The 19,473-nt window shown below is 66.3% G+C and carries 19 protein-coding genes; 8 read left to right on the top strand and 11 right to left on the bottom strand.

Annotated elements, in window-relative coordinates; translation table 11 throughout:
* Positions 1-7: 7 nt before the first annotated feature.
* The 3 genes from KKR91_RS07110 to KKR91_RS07100 all read right to left on the bottom strand — a co-directional run bounded on the left by KKR91_RS07110 (position 8) and on the right by KKR91_RS07100 (position 3,294).
* Positions 8-1,528, bottom strand: coding sequence for a purine-cytosine permease family protein (locus tag KKR91_RS07110; protein WP_210230995.1), 1,521 nt, complete (start codon positions 1,526-1,528; stop codon positions 8-10).
* Between the two features lie 16 nt (positions 1,529-1,544).
* Positions 1,545-1,973 carry a YybH family protein gene (locus tag KKR91_RS07105; protein ID WP_210230994.1) on the bottom strand — a complete coding sequence of 143 codons (429 nt, stop codon included), beginning with the start codon at positions 1,971-1,973 and terminating at the stop codon, positions 1,545-1,547.
* A gap of 154 nt (positions 1,974-2,127) precedes the next feature.
* Positions 2,128-3,294 (bottom strand): acetyl-CoA C-acetyltransferase, encoded by a 1,167-nt coding sequence (locus tag KKR91_RS07100; RefSeq protein ID WP_210230993.1) that lies wholly within the window; start codon positions 3,292-3,294, stop codon positions 2,128-2,130.
* Positions 3,295-3,775: 481 nt separating this feature from the next.
* Here KKR91_RS07100 and KKR91_RS07095 point away from each other — a divergent pair, with 481 nt between their 5' ends.
* The gene (locus KKR91_RS07095; RefSeq protein ID WP_210231113.1) at positions 3,776-5,356 is read left to right on the top strand and encodes a peptide chain release factor 3; all 1,581 of its coding nucleotides are present in this window, start codon (positions 3,776-3,778) and stop codon (positions 5,354-5,356) included.
* 9 nt (positions 5,357-5,365) lie between these two features.
* Here the strand turns inward: KKR91_RS07095 and KKR91_RS07090 are convergent, their stop codons facing one another.
* The 3 genes from KKR91_RS07090 to KKR91_RS07080 form a co-directional block, all read right to left on the bottom strand.
* Complete coding sequence (locus KKR91_RS07090; RefSeq protein ID WP_237686530.1) at positions 5,366-5,629, bottom strand: PLD nuclease N-terminal domain-containing protein; 264 nt, start codon at positions 5,627-5,629, stop codon at positions 5,366-5,368.
* A gap of 107 nt (positions 5,630-5,736) precedes the next feature.
* Positions 5,737-6,216 carry a class F sortase gene (locus KKR91_RS07085; RefSeq protein ID WP_210230992.1) on the bottom strand — a complete coding sequence of 160 codons (480 nt, stop codon included), beginning with the start codon at positions 6,214-6,216 and terminating at the stop codon, positions 5,737-5,739.
* Positions 6,217-6,383: 167 nt separating this feature from the next.
* Positions 6,384-7,418, bottom strand: coding sequence for an ice-binding family protein (locus KKR91_RS07080; protein WP_237687529.1), 1,035 nt, complete (start codon positions 7,416-7,418; stop codon positions 6,384-6,386).
* 397 nt (positions 7,419-7,815) lie between these two features.
* On the opposite strand from KKR91_RS07080, the gene KKR91_RS07075 reads away from it, so the two are divergent.
* The 5 genes from KKR91_RS07075 (at position 7,816) to KKR91_RS07055 (ending at position 13,566) form a co-directional block, all read left to right on the top strand.
* On the top strand, positions 7,816-9,207 hold the full coding sequence (locus KKR91_RS07075) for a DUF6421 family protein (protein ID WP_237687528.1): 1,392 nt from the start codon (positions 7,816-7,818) through the stop codon (positions 9,205-9,207).
* Positions 9,208-9,981, top strand: coding sequence for an SDR family oxidoreductase (locus tag KKR91_RS07070; protein WP_210230991.1), 774 nt, complete (start codon positions 9,208-9,210; stop codon positions 9,979-9,981).
* A gap of 100 nt (positions 9,982-10,081) precedes the next feature.
* Positions 10,082-11,191 (top strand): threonine aldolase family protein, encoded by a 1,110-nt coding sequence (locus tag KKR91_RS07065; protein ID WP_237687527.1) that lies wholly within the window; start codon positions 10,082-10,084, stop codon positions 11,189-11,191.
* 241 nt (positions 11,192-11,432) lie between these two features.
* Positions 11,433-12,062, top strand: coding sequence for a DUF3000 domain-containing protein (locus KKR91_RS07060; RefSeq protein ID WP_210231109.1), 630 nt, complete (start codon positions 11,433-11,435; stop codon positions 12,060-12,062).
* 208 nt (positions 12,063-12,270) lie between these two features.
* Positions 12,271-13,566, top strand: coding sequence for an HRDC domain-containing protein (locus tag KKR91_RS07055; RefSeq protein ID WP_210230990.1), 1,296 nt, complete (start codon positions 12,271-12,273; stop codon positions 13,564-13,566).
* A gap of 91 nt (positions 13,567-13,657) precedes the next feature.
* Here KKR91_RS07055 and KKR91_RS07050 read toward each other — a convergent pair whose 3' ends face one another.
* From KKR91_RS07050 to KKR91_RS07040, 3 genes are all read right to left on the bottom strand, one after another.
* Entirely contained in the window at positions 13,658-14,122 is a 465-nt protein-coding gene (locus KKR91_RS07050) for a DUF3592 domain-containing protein (RefSeq protein WP_210230989.1), read from the bottom strand.
* A gap of 156 nt (positions 14,123-14,278) precedes the next feature.
* Entirely contained in the window at positions 14,279-14,662 is a 384-nt protein-coding gene (locus KKR91_RS07045) for a hypothetical protein (RefSeq protein WP_210230988.1), read from the bottom strand.
* On the bottom strand, positions 14,655-15,128 hold the full coding sequence (locus KKR91_RS07040) for a DUF2975 domain-containing protein (RefSeq protein WP_210230987.1): 474 nt from the start codon (positions 15,126-15,128) through the stop codon (positions 14,655-14,657). The genes KKR91_RS07045 and KKR91_RS07040 overlap by 8 nt, the downstream gene beginning before the upstream one ends.
* 118 nt (positions 15,129-15,246) lie before the next feature.
* Here KKR91_RS07040 and KKR91_RS07035 point away from each other — a divergent pair, with 118 nt between their 5' ends.
* Together KKR91_RS07035 and KKR91_RS07030 are read left to right on the top strand one after the other, a co-directional pair.
* Positions 15,247-15,687 (top strand): GNAT family N-acetyltransferase, encoded by a 441-nt coding sequence (locus KKR91_RS07035; RefSeq protein ID WP_210230986.1) that lies wholly within the window; start codon positions 15,247-15,249, stop codon positions 15,685-15,687.
* Positions 15,688-15,854: 167 nt separating this feature from the next.
* Positions 15,855-16,292, top strand: coding sequence for an SRPBCC domain-containing protein (locus KKR91_RS07030; protein ID WP_210230985.1), 438 nt, complete (start codon positions 15,855-15,857; stop codon positions 16,290-16,292).
* A gap of 29 nt (positions 16,293-16,321) precedes the next feature.
* On the opposite strand, the gene KKR91_RS07025 is transcribed toward KKR91_RS07030, so the two are convergent.
* Both KKR91_RS07025 and uvrA read right to left on the bottom strand, forming a co-directional pair.
* Positions 16,322-16,837, bottom strand: coding sequence for a DinB family protein (locus KKR91_RS07025; RefSeq protein ID WP_210230984.1), 516 nt, complete (start codon positions 16,835-16,837; stop codon positions 16,322-16,324).
* Between the two features lie 85 nt (positions 16,838-16,922).
* The gene (gene uvrA, locus KKR91_RS07020; protein WP_210230983.1) at positions 16,923-19,472 is read right to left on the bottom strand and encodes an excinuclease ABC subunit UvrA; all 2,550 of its coding nucleotides are present in this window, start codon (positions 19,470-19,472) and stop codon (positions 16,923-16,925) included.
* Between the last annotated feature and the right edge of the window lies 1 nt (position 19,473).

Below are 19,473 nucleotides of genomic sequence, written 5' to 3'. Positions count from 1 at the left end.
GCTGAGGTCAACTGCCCGAATGCGCACCCGTTGCCGGCTCACCGGGGTTCGGCTCTGCCTTCCGGGCGTCGTTCTGGTCATCGTTCTGGGTATCGCTCAGGTGCCGGGACACGGGCCGGCCGGACACGGTCTTCCCTGCCGCGGCGCACCAGCCGGCATACACGGCGAAGCTGACCACGAAGGTCGGGATAGTGGCCCCCACTGGGCTGGTCACCGCGTAGGTCAGCAGCAGCGACACCGCCGCACCCAGCAGCCAGGTCACCAGCGCCGGAATGTTGAAGCCGGACCGGAACCAGTAGCGGCCGCCGCGGGCCCTCAGGATGTCGGAGTCGTAGGAGGCTTTGTTCACCAGGTAGTAGTCGGCGATCATCACGGCGAACACCGGGATGAACAGGGAGCCGATCACGGTGAGGAAGGAGGTGAAACTGTCCAGCAGCCCCAGCCAGGTGGAGCCGAGAATCGAGACGGCACCGAGGATCAGGGCGGTGGGCAGGAACCGGATCTTCCGGGACGGGACCATGTTCACCACGGAGGAAACCATGCCGTAAACGACCATGGTGTTGGTGGCCATCACGGAGAGGAAAATGACGACGGCCAGCGGTGCGCCGAAGATCCCCACGATGACCGCCGGCTCGAACCCGACTGCTTCGCCGCCGTCGAGCACTACATAGCCGATGGCAGTGGCGCCGAGCACCATCGCCAGCACGGTGGAGAGCAGGTAGCCGGTGGCCGAGCCGACCACGCCGGCGGTCTGCGTGCGGGCGAGCCGGTTGAACTCGGCCGAGAGCACGGTCCAGGAAATCGCGGTGGCAATAACGACGTCGAGCACGGTGATCGCCGACCAGCCGGCGCTGGGATCGGCCGGGATGGCGGTGAAGTCGGCCAGTGGGAAGGTGGAGAAGGAGACCGTGAAGATGTAGCCCATGATGGCCAGGATCACCAGGGCCAGCCAGGGCTCCACCCGGGCGATACCCTTGTGGCCGAAGATGGCCAGTGCGACGACGAGCAGCTGGCAGAGCACCGAGAACAGGATCGGGTTGGAGAACCCGGTGGCGCGTTGAACCAGGAAGTCGACCGTGACACCGGCGAGCATGGCCTGCACCCAGCTCCAGCCCATCAGGATGACCACGTTTGCTGCCACGGCAACGAACGAGCCGCGCAGCCCGAACGCGCCCTTGGTCAGCGACATGGTGGGCAGCCCGGTCCGGGTGCCGATGTTGCCGATGAGTACCAGGACGGTTCCGCCGATGACGGTGCCCAGGATGATCATGCCCACTGCGGTCAACCAGGTGACGCCGGGAACGAAGAGCGTGCCGGTGAGCAGGGTGGTGACCACCAGGTTGGCGGCGAGCCAGATCATGCCGATCCGGCCGGTGCCCAGGGTCCCCCGGAGCGGGCCGTAGCCTTCGGAGTTCCCGTCCAGCCGGTGGTTCAGGCGGGTCCACGCGGAACCGCGGGCTCCCGTATCTGAAGCTGTTCCCGGAGCGGAAGCAGTGAGCCGGCCGGTGCCGGATGCTGATGACGTCATGGTGGTTCCCCGGACTCTAGGCGGTGCTGCCGGCGGCAGCCGGGCTGGGTGAAAGGTGCTCGTGGACGGCCAGGATGCGGCCGTCGATGCGGGCAAACACGATGGTTTCCCGCTCAACAGTGGTTTCCTCGGTGCCGCCGGTGCTCGTGGTGGTGTGCACGGTATGGCTGAACACGGCGGTGCTGCCGAGCAGCTGAACGCGGGCCTCGCTGCGTTCGCAGGCCGTGACGGACCAATCCCCGGCGAGCCAGGTCTTCCACAGGGCCTCGTACTCGGCCCGGGATTCCAGGCGCCGGTCTTCGGGATGGAAGACAAAGGTGGCCTCCGGGGCGAAGGCCGCGAAGTAGGCGTCCGTGTCAGTACGGGAGAAGGCGAGCACGAGGTCCCGCGCTGCGGCGGTGACCTCGTGCTCGGCCAGCGGTTGGGGCTGGTACTGCGCTGTCATGGGAGTCTCCTCAATCTGTTTCCTGTGGTTCCGGAAATACGGACGACACATGGAGGAAACAAATGATGCTTATTGGAAAACATGCAACTGAAGACACCAGTGTTGAGTGACTGCAGTCACTTGTCAATCGAGAGGAGTTCACATGACGCGGCCGTTACAGGCGGAACCCCTCATCCAGCCGTTCGATGATGGTGACGTTGGCCTGCCCGCCGCCCTCGCACATGGTCTGCAGGCCGTAGCGGCCGCCGGTGCGCTCGAGTTCGTGCAGCAGCGTGGTCATGATGCGGGCCCCGGTGGCACCGATGGGGTGCCCAAGTGAGATGCCGCCGCCGTTGACGTTCACCTTGGCCAGGTCGACGTCGAGCTCCCGCTGCCAGGCCAGCACCACGGAGGCGAACGCCTCGTTGATTTCCAGCAGGTCGATGTCCTTCAGGCTCATGCCGGTACGGCCCAGGGCATGCCGGGTCGCCTCGATGGGCGCACTGAGCATCATGATCGGATCGTCCCCCCGGGCGGAGACGGAATGGATCCGGGCCCGCGGCTTCAGCCCGTAACGCCGCACTGCGTCCTCGGAGGCCAGCAGCAGCACAGCCGCAGCATCGGAAATCTGCGAGGACGTGGCAGCAGTGAGCCGGCCGCCCTCGGACAGCGGGGCCAGGGACTCGATCTTGGCACGGTTTGGCTCGCGGGGCCCTTCATCGGCGCTGAGGCCGTTCAGCGGCAGGATTTCCCGGTCAAAGCGCCCTTCGGCCTGGGCGGCGAGCGCCCGGACATGGGATTCGACGGCGAAATCCTCCAGTTCGCTGCGGGTGAGCCCCCACTTGTCCACCATCATTTCGGCCCCGAGGAACTGGGAGACTTTTTGGTCCCCGTAGCGCTCGGCCCAGCCCTTTGATCCGGTGAAAGGGTCCGGGAAGCCCAATTCCCGAGCCGCGGTGTTCGCATATCCAATGGGGATTGAGGACATGCTCTGCACTCCCCCGGCGAGGACCAGGTCACTGGTGCCGCTCATCACTGCCTGCGCCGCGTAGGAAACGGCCTGCTGGCCGGAGCCGCACTGGCGCTCCACGGTGGTTCCGGGCACCCGTTCGGACAGGCCGGCCGCCAGCCAGGCGGTGCGGGCGATATCCATGGCCTGCGGTCCCACCTGGTCGATGGCTCCGAGAATGACCTCGTCGAATTCCGCCGAGTCGATGCCGGTGCGTCCGACGACGTCGGCGATCACGTGAGCGGCCATGTCAGCGGGATGGACGCTGCTCAGCCCGCCGTTCCTGCGGCCAACCGGAGTACGGACTGCGTCAATAATGAATGCTTCAGCCATGGGAGCGGCCTTTCGTCGTCGTAAGGCGTTAAGTCGGTGCCGGGTCCATTCAGGGGGCCGGAGCCGGAGGGTGTCGAAAACCACACTAGGCGAAGATAACGACGACGGCACCAGACCGCTGGTATGCCCGGACACGCCGATTTCCGGCTCAGGGCCCTCCTTCGGACCTAGATTCCCTCCGGTTTGTCCGAGCCGCTCCGGTTTGTGGCAATCGCTCCACTGCGCGGCGGAGGAATTGCCACAAACCGGAGCCTTTCGCCTTGAAAGTTCCAGCCGGGCGGGCGTCCACCGTCGAGACCGCACCGTCCGGGCACCCGGCGGGCAGCGGCTAGAATAAAAAGGCTGTCATCGCTGGCAGCGTTGCCGCGAGTGTTTCGCCCTGCGGCCACCACCCACCACATGTGAAAGCAGCGGAGTGTCCTTACAGGTTCAGCCCACCGTCAGCGCCACCACCAGTCCGGCCGGTAAAGCGACTGCGGCAATTGCCCGCGAGTCCTCCCGCCGCCGTACGTTCGCGGTGATCTCGCACCCCGACGCCGGTAAGTCCACGCTGACCGAGGCCCTGGCCCTGCACGCCCGGGTGATCGGCACGGCCGGCGCGACCAACGGCAAGGAAAACCGCCGCGAGACGGTCTCGGACTGGATGCAGATGGAAAAGGACCGCGGCATCTCGATCAGCTCCACGGCCCTGCAGTTCGCGTACCGCGACACGGTCATCAACCTGCTGGACACCCCGGGCCACGCCGACTTCTCCGAGGACACCTACCGCGTCCTTGCCGCCGTCGACTGCGCCGTGATGCTCGTCGACGCCGCCAAGGGCCTGGAAACCCAGACCATGAAGCTGTTCGAGGTCTGCCGCTCCCGGAACCTGCCCATCATCACCGTAATCAACAAATGGGACCGCCCGGGCCTGGACCCGCTGGCGCTCATGGACGAGATCACCGAGCGCACCGGCCTCGCCCCCATGCCGCTGACCTGGGCCGTTGGCATCGCCGGCGACTTCCGCGGCGTCTGGGACCTGAAGAAGGACGAATACGTAAAGTTCGAACGGCAGAACTCCGGCGCCTCGCTGGCCAAGGAAGACCACTTCACCCCGGAGGAAGCCCTCGCCGCCGAAGGAGAGGTCTGGGAAGACTCCCTGGGCGAAGCCGAGCTGGTCATCGACGGCCGCGAGTTTGACCGCGACGCGTTCCTGGCCGCCAAGGCCACCCCCATCCTGTTCTCTTCCGCAGCGTTGAACTTCGGCGTGAAGCAGATCCTCGACGCCCTGGTGGACCTGGCGCCGTCGGCCGGGCCGCGCGAGGACAAGGAGGGCGAGCTTCGTCCCGTGGATGCACCATTCTCCGGCTTTGTGTTCAAGGTCCAGGCCGGCATGAACAAGGCCCACCGCGACCACGTGGCCTTCATCCGGGTCTGCTCCGGCATCTTTGAGCGCGGCATGGTGGTGACGCACTCGAACACCGGCAAGACCTTCGCCACGAAGTACGCCCAGCACCTGTTCGGCCGCGAACGCGAGGTCATCGACCAGGCCTGGCCGGGCGACGTCGTCGGGCTCGTGAATGCCTCGGCCCTGCGCGTGGGCGACAGCCTGTATGTGGAGGAGCCGGTGGAGTTCCCGCCGATTCCGTTCTTCAGCCCCGAGCACTTCCGCGTGGCACGCTCCAAGGACCCCAGCCGCTACAAGCAGTTCCGCCGCGGCATCGACCAGCTCGAACACGAGGGCATCATCCAGGTGCTGCGTTCTGACCGGCGAGGTGACCAGGCGCCGGTGCTGGCCGCCGTCGGGCCGATGCAGTTCGAGGTGGTGGAGGACCGCATGACGCAGGACTTCAATGCCCCCATGCGCTACGAACCGCTGAACTACTCGCTGGCTCGGCTCACGACGCCGGATGCCGCTGAGATCCTGGCCAACGTACATGGTGCCGAGGTGCTGCAGCGCACCGACGGTGCGTTCCTGGCCCTGTTCAACGACATCTGGGCGCTCAAGCGCGTCGAGAAGAACCACCCCGAGGTTTCGCTGACGGTCATCGGTACGGAATCGCCCAACAGCCGCGGCTACTGAGTTCGGCCGCTATCGGCCGGTCGGCTGAGTGGGAGCCTTGCGCCTGCCGAACGCAAACCATACGAGCGACCCCAAAAAGGGAGCCACCACGACGACGAGGAACCAAAGCACTTTTACCGTCGGCGTGGGGTGGGTACTTTTAGCGATGCTGACCAGAGCGGCGATGACCAGGACCAGATAAAGGGCGCCGAATAGTGAAAGCGTCCACCCTGCCGGCCCGGGGGTGACGGGATTGATGGATTCTGGAGCTGTAGAGATATCAGCGAATAGCAACAATGGCGTCTCCTAAATCTCGGATGCCCTTTCCCGGTAGAGCGTGAAAGGGAGTGTCGCCCACTGTACCCGGGCGGGAAATTCCGGCATTACGCGGCGTTCCCCAGTTAAGGCTTGGGTGCAGCCGTGACAATGACGTTCTTGCCCCACAGGTCCTCGGTGTAGCAGCTGATGATCACCAACCGGTTCGGAACGATGCTCCAGATGTCACTGTCCTTGAGCGTTTCCTTATCGTGCGTGGTGATTGACTCCACCACGTAGTCCAGAGAGCCGGCCTCGGTGTCCAGCGTGATGGTGTTGCCCACCTCGGCATGCGTGCTGAGCCGGTTAAACGGAGACTCGCTGCCCTCCCAGCTGTGACCCGTCAGGTACGTGGTGTTGGTTGAACCCCGGCCCGGCTGCCCGTACGAGGCAAGCCAATATCCATCCTCCGTCAGAGGAGGCACGATAGCCTGCTCGGCCAGCGCTTCCTCGGACGGCAAGAGCGGGAGGACCTCGACGTCGATACCGGCGTCCTCAATAGCGAGCCTCGTCGGCGGGGACGCTTCAACGGCTGCATCGTTCCCGACGGCGGTGGCCGAAGGCATAACCGTTCCGTCAGCCGCCGGCGGGGGCGCGGCAATGCTGGTCCCGGCTTCTTGGCGGCTGTCGATCAGAGACACCGCTCCCCACGCAAAGATGAAGACCAACACGGCAGCAGCACACACTGCCAGGAACCTGCGCGACGGCGACCGCGAGGTCTTCCTGCGGCCGATCAGCGCCTCCTGGACGTCTGACGCATGAGGACAGTTGCTCCGGCGAAAACAGCCAAAATTGCCGCTACGATTGCGGCTGCGACAGAAACTGCTGACGTTGATCCAGCGGATGCCGCCGAGTCAATATTGATGCCCCGGTTGGTTCCTTCGGATGTTTCTTCAGCAGCGTCAACCGCCGGACCCACGGGCGTTTCCGACGACGGCGCGGTCTCCGTCGGAAGCGGCGCCGGTGCGGTCGGAACTACAGCAGGCGCAGTCGCGGCCGGAGCCGGGGCGGCCGGAGCCGGGGCGCAATTGGGTGCGGTGAAGGTGTTGTTCTCCAGGGTGACTGCGCCGTTCCGCGCCAGTGCCCTGCCCTCGACGACGGTATTGGTGGTGGCCGAGATTGAGGTCAGCGCGAGGATGGTGCCCGTGAAGGATGACTGCGTGCCCAGGGTTGCCGAACTGCCGACCTGCCAGTAGACGTTGCAGGCCTCGGCGCCGCCAATGAGGTTAACGTTGCTGGCGCTGGCTGTGATCAGCGAAGACGCGGCCTGGAAGATAAAGACGGCGTTGGGGTCGCCCTGAGCATCGAGGGTCAAGGTGCCGCTGAGAGCGAGTGGCCCTGCCGAGTTATACACGCCGGGACCCAGAGTGCGGCCCACGAGGTCTCCGGTAACACTTTCCGTGGGAGTTCGGCTTGCCGCGTCGTCGTAGGCAACGACGACGTCTGCCTGGGCCTGGGCTGCCTGGGCGTTGCCGGCATAAACCGACCCTCCGTGGACACCCGGCGGGAAACCCTCGATAGCGGCGCCCGGGCTGACCCCGAGATCAGCATTCAGCTGGCTTGGGCCGATGTTGGTGACCGTTTGCCCGCCGAGCACTGAATAGCTGCCTGCGGTACCCAAACCAACTGGCGCCTCGGCGGCAAATGCCGGTGACGGTCCAGCCACGACGCAAAGGGCGGTGAGCAGAGCGGCCCCGGTTCCGGCGACGACGCCGGCAACCCGCGTCCGTGACGGCAGGGATGTTGGATGTGCGCTGGCGGTACTCACAATGAGGCCTTTCAACTGGGAAAGCGCCCAAAGTGAGGTCCCCCTGCTGCAAGCAGCAGAAATGGTCCCGGGTCACATCGCAGAAAATGATAAAAAAAGAAGTTTGGTTTGCTGTGACAGCAATGCCACAGCGTTCGAGTCTACTCCTGAGGAACGTGCCGAAGGAGCAAAGGGGCCCGCACCCTGCCGCCCCGAACGATGTCCCACTAGGACAACAGCTAACGGGAACAGCTAAAGCCGACCTTTTGGGTCGCCATCAGGGACAGCCCCCGACCCTAAGAGCTTCTTACCAGTGGATACATTTGCAGTAAGAATAAGTATTTACTACTAGGCTGGCCGCAACAGTCCTCGAGTCCCCCGCATCCCTGACCGGCTCCCGCTCCTGAAAGTTGCATCCATGTCTCTTCACGCGTTCCCCTCGCTCTCCCGCCCCGGCTTCGCAGCAGTCAGCACAGGCAGCAACCCTGTGGACTCCGAGGCCTGGCAGGCGCTGAAACAGGCGGCCACCGATCTGCAGCAGCTGCAGAACAAGAACGGCTCTGTTGACGCCGAGAACCACACTGCAGCCGAAGAACTGATCGGCACCCTGGCCGCCGCCGTCGTCGCACTGGCCCCGGCCTTTGAACACGACGCCGAATACCTCCGCCTGGTGGTCCAGGACCTGCAGCGCTGGGTCGCCGACGGCCTGGGAGAACCGGACTTCCTGGATTCCCTGCTGGCCTTCTCGCCGCAGCTGGACCGCACCGACGGACTGCAGCACCTGGTGCTCTTCCCCATGTACACGCAGAACGGCTCCACCAACCGCTTCGTGGAGGCAGTGCTGATCGAGGTTGTCTGGCCGGAGTTCATCGGCGAGCTGGAGGCCGGCGAGTACTCCAACAAGCTCTTCGTGCCGATCCGCTTCCTGGACTTCACCCCCGGCTACGACACGAACTCCGCGGTGCTCTTCCCCGAATCCGTGGCCGTCCGTGAAACCCCCACGTTCACCTGGGGTGCCATCTTCGCCGACCGTGAGGCCGCCCGTTTCCGCCGGGTCCTGCGCGCCGCAGCGGAGATCACCTCGCTGCAGCTGCCCGCCGATGCCGCAGCCCTGCTCGATGACCAGAAGCTGGCACAGGACACCTTCGTCATGTGGGACCTGATCCACGACCGCACGCACATGCGCGGGGACCTGCCCTTCGATCCGTTCATGATCAAGCAGCGCATGCCGTACTTCCTCTACTCCCTGGAGGAACTGCGCTGCGACCTGACCGCCTTCCGCGAAGCCGTGAAGATCGAAAAAGACGAGGATGCTTCCCCGGAAGCGCGCAAGCATGCCACGCTGGTGCAGTACGCGGTGATCTTTGACCGGATCTTCCGGTTCGCCATTACGGGCAGCCGGGTGCGCAACTACGACGGCCTCGGCGGGCAGCTGCTGTTCGCCTGGATGCACCAGAACCACGTCCTGCACTGGACCGACGGCAAGCTGAGCATCGATTGGGAAGACGTGGCCGACGTCGTTGTCCGCCTGGGTGCGAACATCGAGGACCTGTACTGGCGCTCCATCGACCGGCCGAAGACCGCCCACTGGTTCGCTGCCTACGACCTCGTGTCCGCCACACTGACCCCCAACCCGGCCTCCGTCTGGGCCAAGGGTCCGGACGCACTGCCGCTGGACGGCCCGCCGCGCGGGCTCACGGACCAGGTGCTGGACGACGAGTTCCCGCTGTCCATGTTCTACGAAGCGCTGTCCAAGAAGATGGGCCCGGTCATCGAGTCCACCTCCGGAATCACAGGGAGTTCCAAGTAAATGAGCACTGAGCCGGCCGCAGGACCATCCACCGAATCCCTGACTGTCCGGGGCCGGACGGTCCTTGTGGCCGGCGCCGGCTCCCCGTCCGGGGCGGCGGTCTGCAAGGCGCTGGAGGCCGCCGGGGCGAAGGTCGTGGCCGTGGGCCGCGACGCCGCCCGGCTCGAGAACACCCTGTTTAGCCTGTTCGACGCCGATCTGCGCACCTGCGACCTGTCCGATCCCGAAGAGGTTTCAGCCCTGGCCTCCGACCTGCAGGAGACCTACGGCGGGATCGACGGGCTGATCCACCTGGTGGGCGGCTGGCGCGGCGGCGGCGGGATCACCGGGCAGAGCGATGACGACTGGGACTTCCTGGAAACCAACATCCTGCGCACCCTGCGCAATGTCAGCCGCAGCTTCTATGACCAGCTGGCAGCGTCCGACGACGGCCGGCTCGCCATTGTGTCCTCCACCGCCGTGGACTCCCCCACCGCCGGCGGCGCCGGCTATGCGGCAGCCAAGGCCGGGGCCGAGGCCTGGGTCCAAGCCATCGCGCAGGGCTTCCGCCGGGCCCAGTCCGGTGCGAAGGAAAACCCGCAGCCCCAGCATTCGGCCGCCGTCGTCCTCGTGGTGAAGGCCCTGGTGGACGATGCCATGCGGACCGCCGAACCGGACCGGAATTTCAGCACCTACACCGATGTGCAGGCCCTGGCGGACGCCGTCGTCGGGCTGTTCAGCGAGGATGCCGCGCAGCTGAACGGCCGCCGCATTTCCCTCGTGCCGGGCGCCTGACCGCTGCACCTGCAGGCGGCTTTGCCGCCTGCGACCGGCCGGCTGTGCCCCACCGGCAGCCCGTCGAAAACCGATCGAACCGTAAGAGATACTGGACACTGTGACCAACATTTCCCCCCTGCATGACATTTCCATCCGCGCCTTTGCCTCGGACAACTATTCCGGTGTGCATCCCGAGATTCTCGACGCGCTGACCGCCGCCAACCAGGGCCACCAGGTGGCCTACGGCGAAGACGTCTACACCGCGAAGCTCCGCGAGGTCCTGACCACGCACTTCGGCTCGCAGATGCGCGCCTTCCCGGTGTTCAACGGCACCGGTGCCAACGTGACCGCGCTGCAGTCGCTGCTGCCTCGCTGGGGCGCCGTCATCTGCGCCTCCACAGCCCACATCAATGTGGACGAAAACGGTGCACCGGAGCGGATCGGCGGCATGAAGCTGCTGCAGATCCCCGCCCCGGACGGCAAGCTCACCCCCGCACTGATCGACCAGGAGGCCTGGGGCTGGGGCGACGAGCACCGCGCGCAGCCGCTGGCCGTTTCCATCACCCAGTCCACCGAGCTGGGCACCCTCTACACGGTGGAGGAAATCACCGCCATCGCCGAGCACTGCCACAAGCACGGCATGACCCTGCACATGGACGGCGCCCGGCTGGGCAATGCCGCCGCGGCGCTGGGCGTGACCCTGGGCGCGATGACCTCCGAGGCCGGCGTCGACATCCTTTCCCTCGGCGGCACCAAGAACGGCATGATGTACGGCGAGTGCATCGTCTCGCTGAACCCGGAGGCCTCCCCCGGCCTGGATTACCTGCGCAAGATGAACATGCAGCTGGCCTCGAAGATGCGCTTTGTCTCCGCCCAGTTCATCACCCTGTACGAGGGCGATCTGTGGCTGCGTTCGGCCTCGCACGCCAATGCCATGGCACAGCGGTTGCGCGCCGCGGTGGAAAAGATCGACGGTGTTGAACTCACCCAGGCCACCGAGTCCAATGCCGTGTTCGCCAAGCTGCCGGCCGGTGTGGCCGACCGGCTGCGCTCCTCGTTCCGGTTCTATGACTGGGACCAGGCCACCGGCGAGGTGCGCTGGATGTGCACCTTCGACACGGCTGAGTCCGACGTCGACGCCTTCGCTGAAGCCATTGCGCGTGAGGTTGCCGCCGGTCCGCAGGCTCCCCGGGGCCCGCAGGATCCGGAAGCGCTGCCGATCAGCTAGCTTCCGGGCTTTGCCGGACGGGCGGCCCCGGGCTCTCTTTTGAGTCCCGGGGCCGCCTGTGGTTAAGGTGGTGCAACGCTCCTTCTCTCGCGGGTTCGATGAGTGTCGCGCTCTGACCCGCAGCCACACCTTCCCGCAGGACGCAACCCCTTCTACGCTGGGAGAGGTAACGAATGGGACACTTCGGCGAGCCTGCGCATCGGTCCGAGAGCTGCCACCGTAGTCTGCGGAGGTGAGTGCAATTGGTGACTTAGCACAAGTACCCCCCGAATTCCTGAACGCCCTCGGTTCCCTGCGCCGGGCGCAGTGCCGACCTGAGCTGCACCTGAATGAGATTCCGGCGCCCGCACGGCTGGCCCCCTTCGCGGTTTCTCTCGGTGCGGAGGTCCTGGCCGCCGGGCCGCTTGCCCGCGACGAAGGCCTCGGCCACGGGCCCTCCGGAATCGTGGTGCCGGAACAGACCGAACTGGCAGCAGGCCGGTTTATCCTGCTGCACGACCCCGACGGGTCAGCCGTCTGGAACGGAAACTTCCGGATCGTCACCTACATCCGTGCCGAGCTGGAACCGGATATGGGCAACGACGAGCTGCTGGGCTCGGTGGCCTGGACCTGGCTCGTGGAGGCCCTGCAAGAGCACAACGCCGGATACTCCTCGGCCGGCGGCACCGCCACCCGGATCCTCTCCGAGAGCTACGGGACCCTGGCCGGCCGCGGCGACGCCATCGACATCGAGTTGCGCGCCTCCTGGACCCCGGACACCTCGGACATCCAGGCCCATCTGGAAGCCTGGTCCGACATGGTCTGCACCTTCGCCGGGCTGCCGCCGCTGCCCGACGGCGTCACTCCCCTGCCGCGCGTGCGCCTCACCTGACACCGGCATCGTCCGCGAACGTCTCGATCCGGTCCTGAGAATCCCTCCGGGCTGTGGCAATCCCTCCGCCGCGCAGCGGAGGGATTGCCACAAAGCGGAGGGATTCCCCGCAGGGACAACCACCCCGCACCCAAACCGAGCAGCTCCGCCGTCGTCGCGCCCGCGCCTGTCACACCGGCACCGGCAGACTCGATAGACTGAAGTCCTTATGACCGCGCAAATACCCGGCACCGCCTCGAACACCACATCCGCTGACCCACAGGTAGAGCCTCCCGAACTCCCGTTGCTGGCGGCGCCAAAAGACGGAGTGCCGCTGATCATCGACTCCATGCGGGGCCTGGAGCGAGCAGCCAAGGCGCTGGCCGCCGGAACCGGACCTGCGGGCGTCGACGCCGAACGTGCCTCCGGATTCCGCTACGGACAGCGCGCCTTCCTGGTCCAGATCCGCCGCGAGGGCTCGGGCACCTGGCTGATCGACCCGGAACCGTTCGACAACCTGGACATCATCAACGATGCCCTGCAGGGTGTGGAATGGATCCTGCACGCGGCCACCCAGGACCTTCCCTGCCTGTCCGAACTGGGCATGTGGCCGGACAAGCTCTTCGACACCGAGCTCGCGGCGCGCCTGGCCGGACTGCCGCGCGTGGGTCTGGCCGCCGTCATCGAAAACCTGCTCGGCTTCACCCTGGCCAAGGAACACTCCGCAGCCGACTGGTCCACCCGCCCGCTGCCCGAGCCCTGGCTGCGCTACGCCGCACTGGACGTGGAAGTCCTCGCGGAGCTGCGCATTGAACTGATCAAAGTGCTCGACGACGCCGGCAAGCTCGCCTTCGCGGAGCAGGAGTTTGAAGCCATCCGCACGGCACCGCCGACACCGCCCCGCGTCGACCCGTGGCGCCGGACCAACGGCATCCACCAGCTGCGCGACCGCCGGCAGCTCGCCGTCGTGCGTGAACTGTGGACCGAACGCGAGCACCTGGCCGAGAACCGCGACACCGCTCCCGGCCGGCTGATTCCGGACTCGGCCATCGTTGCCGCTGCCCGGGCCATGCCCACCACCGTGCCGCAGCTGCTGGGCACGCCCGGCTTCCACGGCCGGGCCGCGCAGAAGGAAGCCCCGCGCTGGATGCGCTGCATCTCAGCCGGCCGGTCCACCACTGAGCTGCCGCCCCTGCATATCCCTACACATGCCCCGCCGCCCCCGCGCGTCTGGCCCAAGAACGATCCCGCCGCTGCAGCGCGCCTGCAGACCGCAAAGCCGCGCCTGGCTGCCGTCGCGGAGAAACTGAACCTGCCGATCGAGAACCTGCTGACACCGGACCACCTGCGCCGGGTGGCCTGGCGCCCGCCGGCAGACATCAACCTGGACAGCATCAGCGCCGCGCTGCGGGACCTGGGTGCACGGGAATGGCAGATCGAGCAGACGGCAGCGGTCCTCACGGTCGCCTTCCTGGATCCCGATCCGCTGGTGGAGAAGGAAAAGGACACCGCGGCTTCCCGCTGACGGCAGCTTTATCGGCCGGGCGGAGGCTTCGGGGAGCTGTGGCCGGGGCGGTTTCCGGGCTCTGTCACTACTGGGCGGTTCCCGGGCCCCGTCACGCTTGCCTTCTCCGCAGCCCAACCCAGCCCGACCGGATAAACGCAGCTCCGAAGCCGGCGGCGAGCAGAATCACCAGATAAGCCACGGTGAACGATTGAGTCGCGCCCTCTATGACTGAATTGCCCGGATCAGAGCGATCATAGAAAACTACCCTTTTTTCGCCATGCATCTGGTCTGCAACTGTCGATTCTGGCCCTTCAACGTGATCGTAATACCGTTCAAGGGTGCGCTTGCCGTAAACGCGTCTATCTTCAGTGAGAAAGTAAACCGTCAGATCCTTGTATGAGTGGCGCCTCCGATCGGTATAAAACTCGACTTTAGTGATGACGCCGGTGGTTCGGACGCCTTCGGCCAGCACTCTGCGGTCATCCTGAGCCTCCAGGACCATTCCCACACCCAGTGTGCTTCCCCCGACAAAGATCACCAGCCCGGCAAGCAGAAATGCTAAGGCTTTGGCCATTCGGGTGTATTTATCCTTTGCTAGGCGCCCGCTCTTAGAACGCCTAGCCATTGTGATCCCCTCGCTGCCTGCATTTACTTTTCGGAATCGTATCACCGGACGAACACAGCACGGCCTGCCGCGGTTCGGGATAAGACCGAAATTAAATGAACGTGGCTAGAACATCTCCGAATACCGTTTGGCACTCTCAACGGCATCAAGTCCCAGCACCCAGCAGATCCACAAATCCAGCATTGCCAGCACAAAAAGCACTGCTGCAGCGCAAGTCTTCTGCCAGCGCCGGGGCTGCCGGACCGCCCCGAACGCTGCCGCAAGGGCAGAGACAGCCGGAACCGCCATGGTTATGGCCATCACAGTCTGCCGCCGGGGAATCTGCTCCAGATAGTACGAGCCCGGATAGTCATCCGGATCAAAATCGAAACCGGAACCGAAGGCGAACAGCGTAGTGATCGGAGCCAGGCATAGGAACCCGATGGCGATGCCCAGCCACACCTCGTCACCCCTGCGTACACGTTCCGTTATCCCGAAGGGCTCAGGCACGACGGGTCTCCCGTTCAGCTGCAACGGTAAGCTGGCGCCGCTTCGCTAAGACAATGAGTGCCGCAACAGTGCACCCGCCTATTCCCGTCAGCAGCACCAGCGGGGGTATCGGGCCGCCGGTTCCCTGGTCCGCTTCCGTGATCATGGCAAGCATTGAGCCCATCAGTATGGCGCCAGCCAGCAGCGACACCACCAGCGCGTCCAGGCAGCGGAGGAACTGGCGCCCGGAGGTCCGCTTCAACCCCGCCAGGGTCAGCAGTCTCCATAGACAGAGCAGCGCCGCCTCGATGCAGGCCACGGCGAGCACGGACAGCACCAGGATGGGCTGCCGCAGGCTTTGGACTTCCGGAAAGTGGGCGACTATGTCGGCAGCCATCCACGGCAGGATGACGGTCTGGGCCACCACCGCCGCGGCGAACAGGATGGCAAGGATCAGCTTCAGCTCAGCGATGGCGTCTCTGGTCACGTGGATCCCCCGGTGATTGATTGTCGGCAACTATCTATCGTAAATCGATAGTGCCAGCCGAACCTCCCGCGCACAAGGGATCCCCGGAACCCACCCCGCCGCCGCGTAGGCTGTCGGCATGCCATCCCTCGAATACGCCGCCGGCGCCGACCTGCCCCTTGCCGCCGTCGTCCGCCTTTACGACGCCGTGGGCTGGAGTGCCTATACCGACAGCCCGCAGACCCTGGCCGCCGCCCTCGCCGGGTCGACGCGTGTGGCAGTGGCCTGGGAGGACGCGGAGCTGGTGGGCCTGGCCCGCGTCGTCTCGGACGGGCACTCCATCTGCTATCTGCAGGACATCCTGGTGGACCCGCGGCATCAGCGCACCGGCTTGGGCCGGCAGCTCGCCGAGCTGGTCCTGGCCCCGTTTGCGCACGTGCGGCAGAAGGTGCTGCTCACCGACACCGAACCCGGACAGAAGGCGTTTTACGAGGCCTTGGGCTACCGGCAGGCCGGCGGAGAAGCGGCCGACGACGACGGCGGGCTGCCGCTGCGAGCGTTTGTCCGGTTCGACGCCTGACCCACAGGCCACTTGGGCACCTCCTGTTTCACGGCCAGAGGGGCAAATAGCAGGTTCGACACTGTTGCCCCGTGGGAAGCTGCACTAGTCTCGGCCCATCGGTCCGGATCGCCGTGGTTGCCTGCCGCGCTCCGCATCCCGCTCCCAAGACTGGAAAGGTCACCACCATGCCCAACGCTGCCTCCATCGAAACCATCTACTCCACAACGCTGGCCTGTCCGGCCGAAGACGTCTGGCGCGCTCTGACGTCTTCCAACGTTCAGCGCAGCTGGATGTGGGATTCACGGCTCCGTGGAAGCATGGAACCGGGCAGTGACTACGCCCTGTACGACGACGGCGGCAACAACCTCATCGTAGGAACCGTCCAGGAGGCGGAGGCACCGTACCGGCTTGTCCTCACCTTCGACGCCCGCTGGGACGAGCGGGTGGCCGAGGAACCAGCCGGCACGCTGGAGTATCTGATCACCCCCACCGGTGACCGGGACTGCGTCTTCAGCGTGCGGCTCTACGGACTGAGCGGAGCCACCGCCGACGCCGTCGAGCGCGACACCGTGGAGATCTACGACGGTCTCAAGGCCTGGCTGGAAGAGAACGACGGCGCCTGACCGGCCTCCGGGGCTTCCGGTACTCCGCGCTACTCCCCCGTAGCGCCGTCGAGCAGTTCGCGGAGAATATCCAGATGCCCGCAGTGCCGTCCGGTTTCCTCGATCATGTGGGTCAGGACCCAGCGCACGTTGTGCCCGGCGGGTGTGCCGGCACACGGATCGTCGAGATCGTAGCGGGAGAGCACGGCGCGCGATTCGGCGCAGGCGTCTTCGTAGTCCTTGATGATCGCGGCCAGGCTGTCGCCGGGGCCGACGAGGAATTCGCCGTCGGGCTCTGCATCGGACCACCGCGTGGGGACTCCGGCCTGTCCGTCAAGCCGCTCACGGAACCAGACCCGCTCGACGTCGGCCAGATGCCGCAGCAGCCCCGAGACGGTGGTGAGCGAGGGCAGCAGCCGGCGGGAGGCGTCCTCGTCGCTGAGCCCGCGGGCCTTGAAGACCGCGGTGGCGCGCAGGAAGTCCAGGAAGCCGCAGAGGATCTCACGTTCGCCCCCGGCGTCCGGCGGTTCGGGACGGTCATCAACCGTCAGGTCGTCAGCGGTCATAGCGGGGTTCCGTCCTCTGCGGTTGGGTCCTGAATAAGATCAGGACCCAACCTACCGGCCCAATCCCCCGAGAGACGTAACGCCGCTATCGGCCCAGGGCCGCGGCCAGGTACGTCGAGGTGCGGCTCGCCGAGCAGTCTGCCACCTCGGCGGGAGTTCCGGCGCAGATGATCCGGCCGCCGGCATCTCCACCGGAGGGGCCCATGTCGATCACCCAGTCCGCCGCGGCCACCACGTTCATGGAGTGCTCCACGACCACCACGGTGTTCCCGGCGTCCACGAGCCGGTTCAGCTGCGCCAGCAGGAGGCGGACATCCTGGGGATGCAGCCCGGTGGTCGGCTCGTCGAGCAGGTACAGGGTGTGGCCCCGGCGGGCCCGCTGCAGCTCGGTGGCGAGCTTGATGCGCTGCGCCTCGCCGCCGGAAAGCTCGGTGGCGGGCTGGCCCAGGCGCAGGTAGCCGAGGCCGACGTCGAGCAGGGTACGCAGGCTGCGCGCTGGACCCGGCACGTCGGCGAGGAACTCCGCCGCGGTTTCCACCCGCATGGCCAGCACATCGGCGATGCTCTTGCCGCGGTAGGTGACCTCGAGGGTTTCCTCGTTGTAGCGGGCGCCGTGGCACTGCGGGCAGGGTCCGTAGGTGCCGGGCAGGAAGAGCAGTTCCACGGCGAGGAAGCCCTCGCCCTGGCAGGTTTCGCAGCGTCCGCCGGCCATGTTGAAGGAGAAGCGGCCGGCGTTGTAGCCGCGGGCCCGGGCCTCGTCGGTGCCGGCGTAAAGCTTGCGGACGGCGTCGAACAGGCCGGTGTAGGTGGCCAGGTTCGAGCGCGGCGTGCGGCCGATGGGCCGCTGGTCCACCTTCACCAGGCGGTCCAGATGCTCCAGGCCGGCGATGTCGCGCACGGAGGCGCCGGGATCGACGTCGTCGTCCGCTTCGCCCTCGCTGTCTTCAGCCGAAGCAGCGGCAGCGGCAGCCGAGCCGTTGACGTGCTCCCCCACGGTTTCGGCCAGCACCTGGCTGACCAGCGTGGACTTGCCGGAGCCGGAGACACCGGTGACGGCGGTGAGCACGCCCAGCGGAACCTCGGCGTCGAGCTCGCGCAGGTTGTGCCGGGTGATGCCCTTGAGGTTCAGCCACCGGTCGGGAGTCCGCCGGGTCGGCGCGATATCCTCGGCCTCGCCGAAGAGGAACGGCCGGGTGGCGCTTTCAGCCACGTCGGCCAGCCCCGCAACGGGGCCACTGTAGAGCACTGTGCCGCCGCCGTCGCCGGCCTGCGGACCCACATCCACGATCCACTCGGCACTGCGCACCACGTCCATGTTGTGCTCGACGACGAACACCGAGTTTCCGGCGTCCTTCAGCTCCTGCAGGACCGCCAGCAGCGGTTCGGCGTCGGCCGGATGCAGGCCGGCGGAGGGCTCGTCGAGCACATAGATGACCCCGAACAGGCCCGAGCGCAGCTGGGTGGCGATCCGCAGCCGCTGCATTTCCCCGGGCGAGAGGGTGGGGGTGGACCTGGACAGGCTGAGGTAGCCCAGCCCCAGGTCGATGAGCACCTGCAGCCGGGAGAGCAGGTCGCGGGTCACCGTGACGGCCACTTCGGTGTCCTCGTTGGAGGCCTTGGCGCGGGAGGCGGTGCCGGCGGACTTGAGCTCCGCCGTCGGCCGGATGATCTCGGCCAGTTCGGCCAGGGTGGCGCCGTTGAGTTCGGCGATGTTCCGGCCGGCGAAGGTGACGGCCAGGGCCTCGGGGCGCAGGCCGGCGCCGCCGCAGACCGGGCAGGGACCGGAGACCATGTACTCGAGCACGCGCTTGCGCATCTGCTCACTGCCGGAATCGGCCAGCGTGTGCAGCACGTAGGACTTCGCGCTCCAGAACTTTCCCTTGTACGGTTTGGCCACGCGGTCGCGCTGCGGGGTGATCATCACGACGGGCTGTTCCTCGGTGAACAGGATCCAGTCGCGGTCCTTTTTGGGCAGCTTTTTCCACGGCACGTCGACGTCGTAGCCGAGCTGGATGAGGATGTCGCGCAGGTTCTTGCCCTGCCAGGCGCCGGGCCAGGCCGCAATCGCGCCGTCGCGGATCGACAGGGTGGGATCCGGCACCAGCGAGTCCTCGGTGACGGTATGCGCGATGCCCAGACCGGAGCATTCGCGGCAGGCGCCGGCGGCGGTGTTGGGCGAGAACGCGTCGGAGTCCAGGCTGCCGGGTTCGGCATCGGCCGGATAGGTGCCGCCGCGGGAGAAGAGCATCCGCATGGAGTTCGAGAGCGTGGTGAGCGTCCCCACGGTGGAGCGGGAACTGGGGGTGCCGCGGCGCTGCTGGAGTGCGACGGCGGGAGGCAGCCCGGTGATTTCCTCCACCTTGGGCGTGTGCCCCTGGGCGAGCAGGCGCCGCGCATAGGGGGCCACTGACTCGAAGTAGCGGCGCTGGGCTTCCGCGTAGATGGTGCCGAAGGCCAGCGAGGACTTTCCCGATCCGGAGACGCCGGTGAAGGCGACGATCGCGTCGCGCGGAATGTCGACGTCGACGTTGCGCAGGTTGTTCTCCTGCGCGCCGCGCACGCGGACCATGCCGTTGGTGCTTGGATCGGTGCTCTTATTGCGGGCGGTTTTCGGGGAGATTTCTGCGGTACTCATC

This window comes from Arthrobacter jiangjiafuii (genome assembly GCF_018622995.1).
Classification (GTDB): domain Bacteria; phylum Actinomycetota; class Actinomycetes; order Actinomycetales; family Micrococcaceae; genus Arthrobacter_B; species Arthrobacter_B jiangjiafuii.
The sequence above is the reverse complement of the archived record's forward strand: the minus strand, read 5'-3'. Positions and strand labels throughout refer to the sequence as shown.

Excerpts from the sequence above, each read along its gene's own strand:
- KKR91_RS07110 (WP_210230995.1), bottom strand. The coding sequence starts at position 1,528 with ATGACGTCATCAGCATCCGGCACCGGCCGGCTCACTGCTTCCGCTCCG.
- KKR91_RS07105 (WP_210230994.1), bottom strand. The coding sequence starts at position 1,973 with ATGACAGCGCAGTACCAGCCCCAACCGCTGGCCGAGCACGAGGTCACC.
- KKR91_RS07100 (WP_210230993.1), bottom strand. The coding sequence starts at position 3,294 with ATGGCTGAAGCATTCATTATTGACGCAGTCCGTACTCCGGTTGGCCGC.
- KKR91_RS07085 (WP_210230992.1), bottom strand. The coding sequence starts at position 6,216 with ATGCCTTCGGCCACCGCCGTCGGGAACGATGCAGCCGTTGAAGCGTCC.
- KKR91_RS07075 (WP_237687528.1), top strand. The coding sequence starts at position 7,816 with ATGTCTCTTCACGCGTTCCCCTCGCTCTCCCGCCCCGGCTTCGCAGCA.
- KKR91_RS07070 (WP_210230991.1), top strand. The coding sequence starts at position 9,208 with ATGAGCACTGAGCCGGCCGCAGGACCATCCACCGAATCCCTGACTGTC.
- KKR91_RS07055 (WP_210230990.1), top strand. The coding sequence starts at position 12,271 with ATGACCGCGCAAATACCCGGCACCGCCTCGAACACCACATCCGCTGAC.
- KKR91_RS07050 (WP_210230989.1), bottom strand. The coding sequence starts at position 14,122 with ATGGCCAAAGCCTTAGCATTTCTGCTTGCCGGGCTGGTGATCTTTGTC.
- KKR91_RS07035 (WP_210230986.1), top strand. The coding sequence starts at position 15,247 with ATGCCATCCCTCGAATACGCCGCCGGCGCCGACCTGCCCCTTGCCGCC.
- KKR91_RS07030 (WP_210230985.1), top strand. The coding sequence starts at position 15,855 with ATGCCCAACGCTGCCTCCATCGAAACCATCTACTCCACAACGCTGGCC.
- KKR91_RS07025 (WP_210230984.1), bottom strand. The coding sequence starts at position 16,837 with ATGACCGCTGACGACCTGACGGTTGATGACCGTCCCGAACCGCCGGAC.
- uvrA (WP_210230983.1), bottom strand. The coding sequence starts at position 19,472 with ATGAGTACCGCAGAAATCTCCCCGAAAACCGCCCGCAATAAGAGCACC.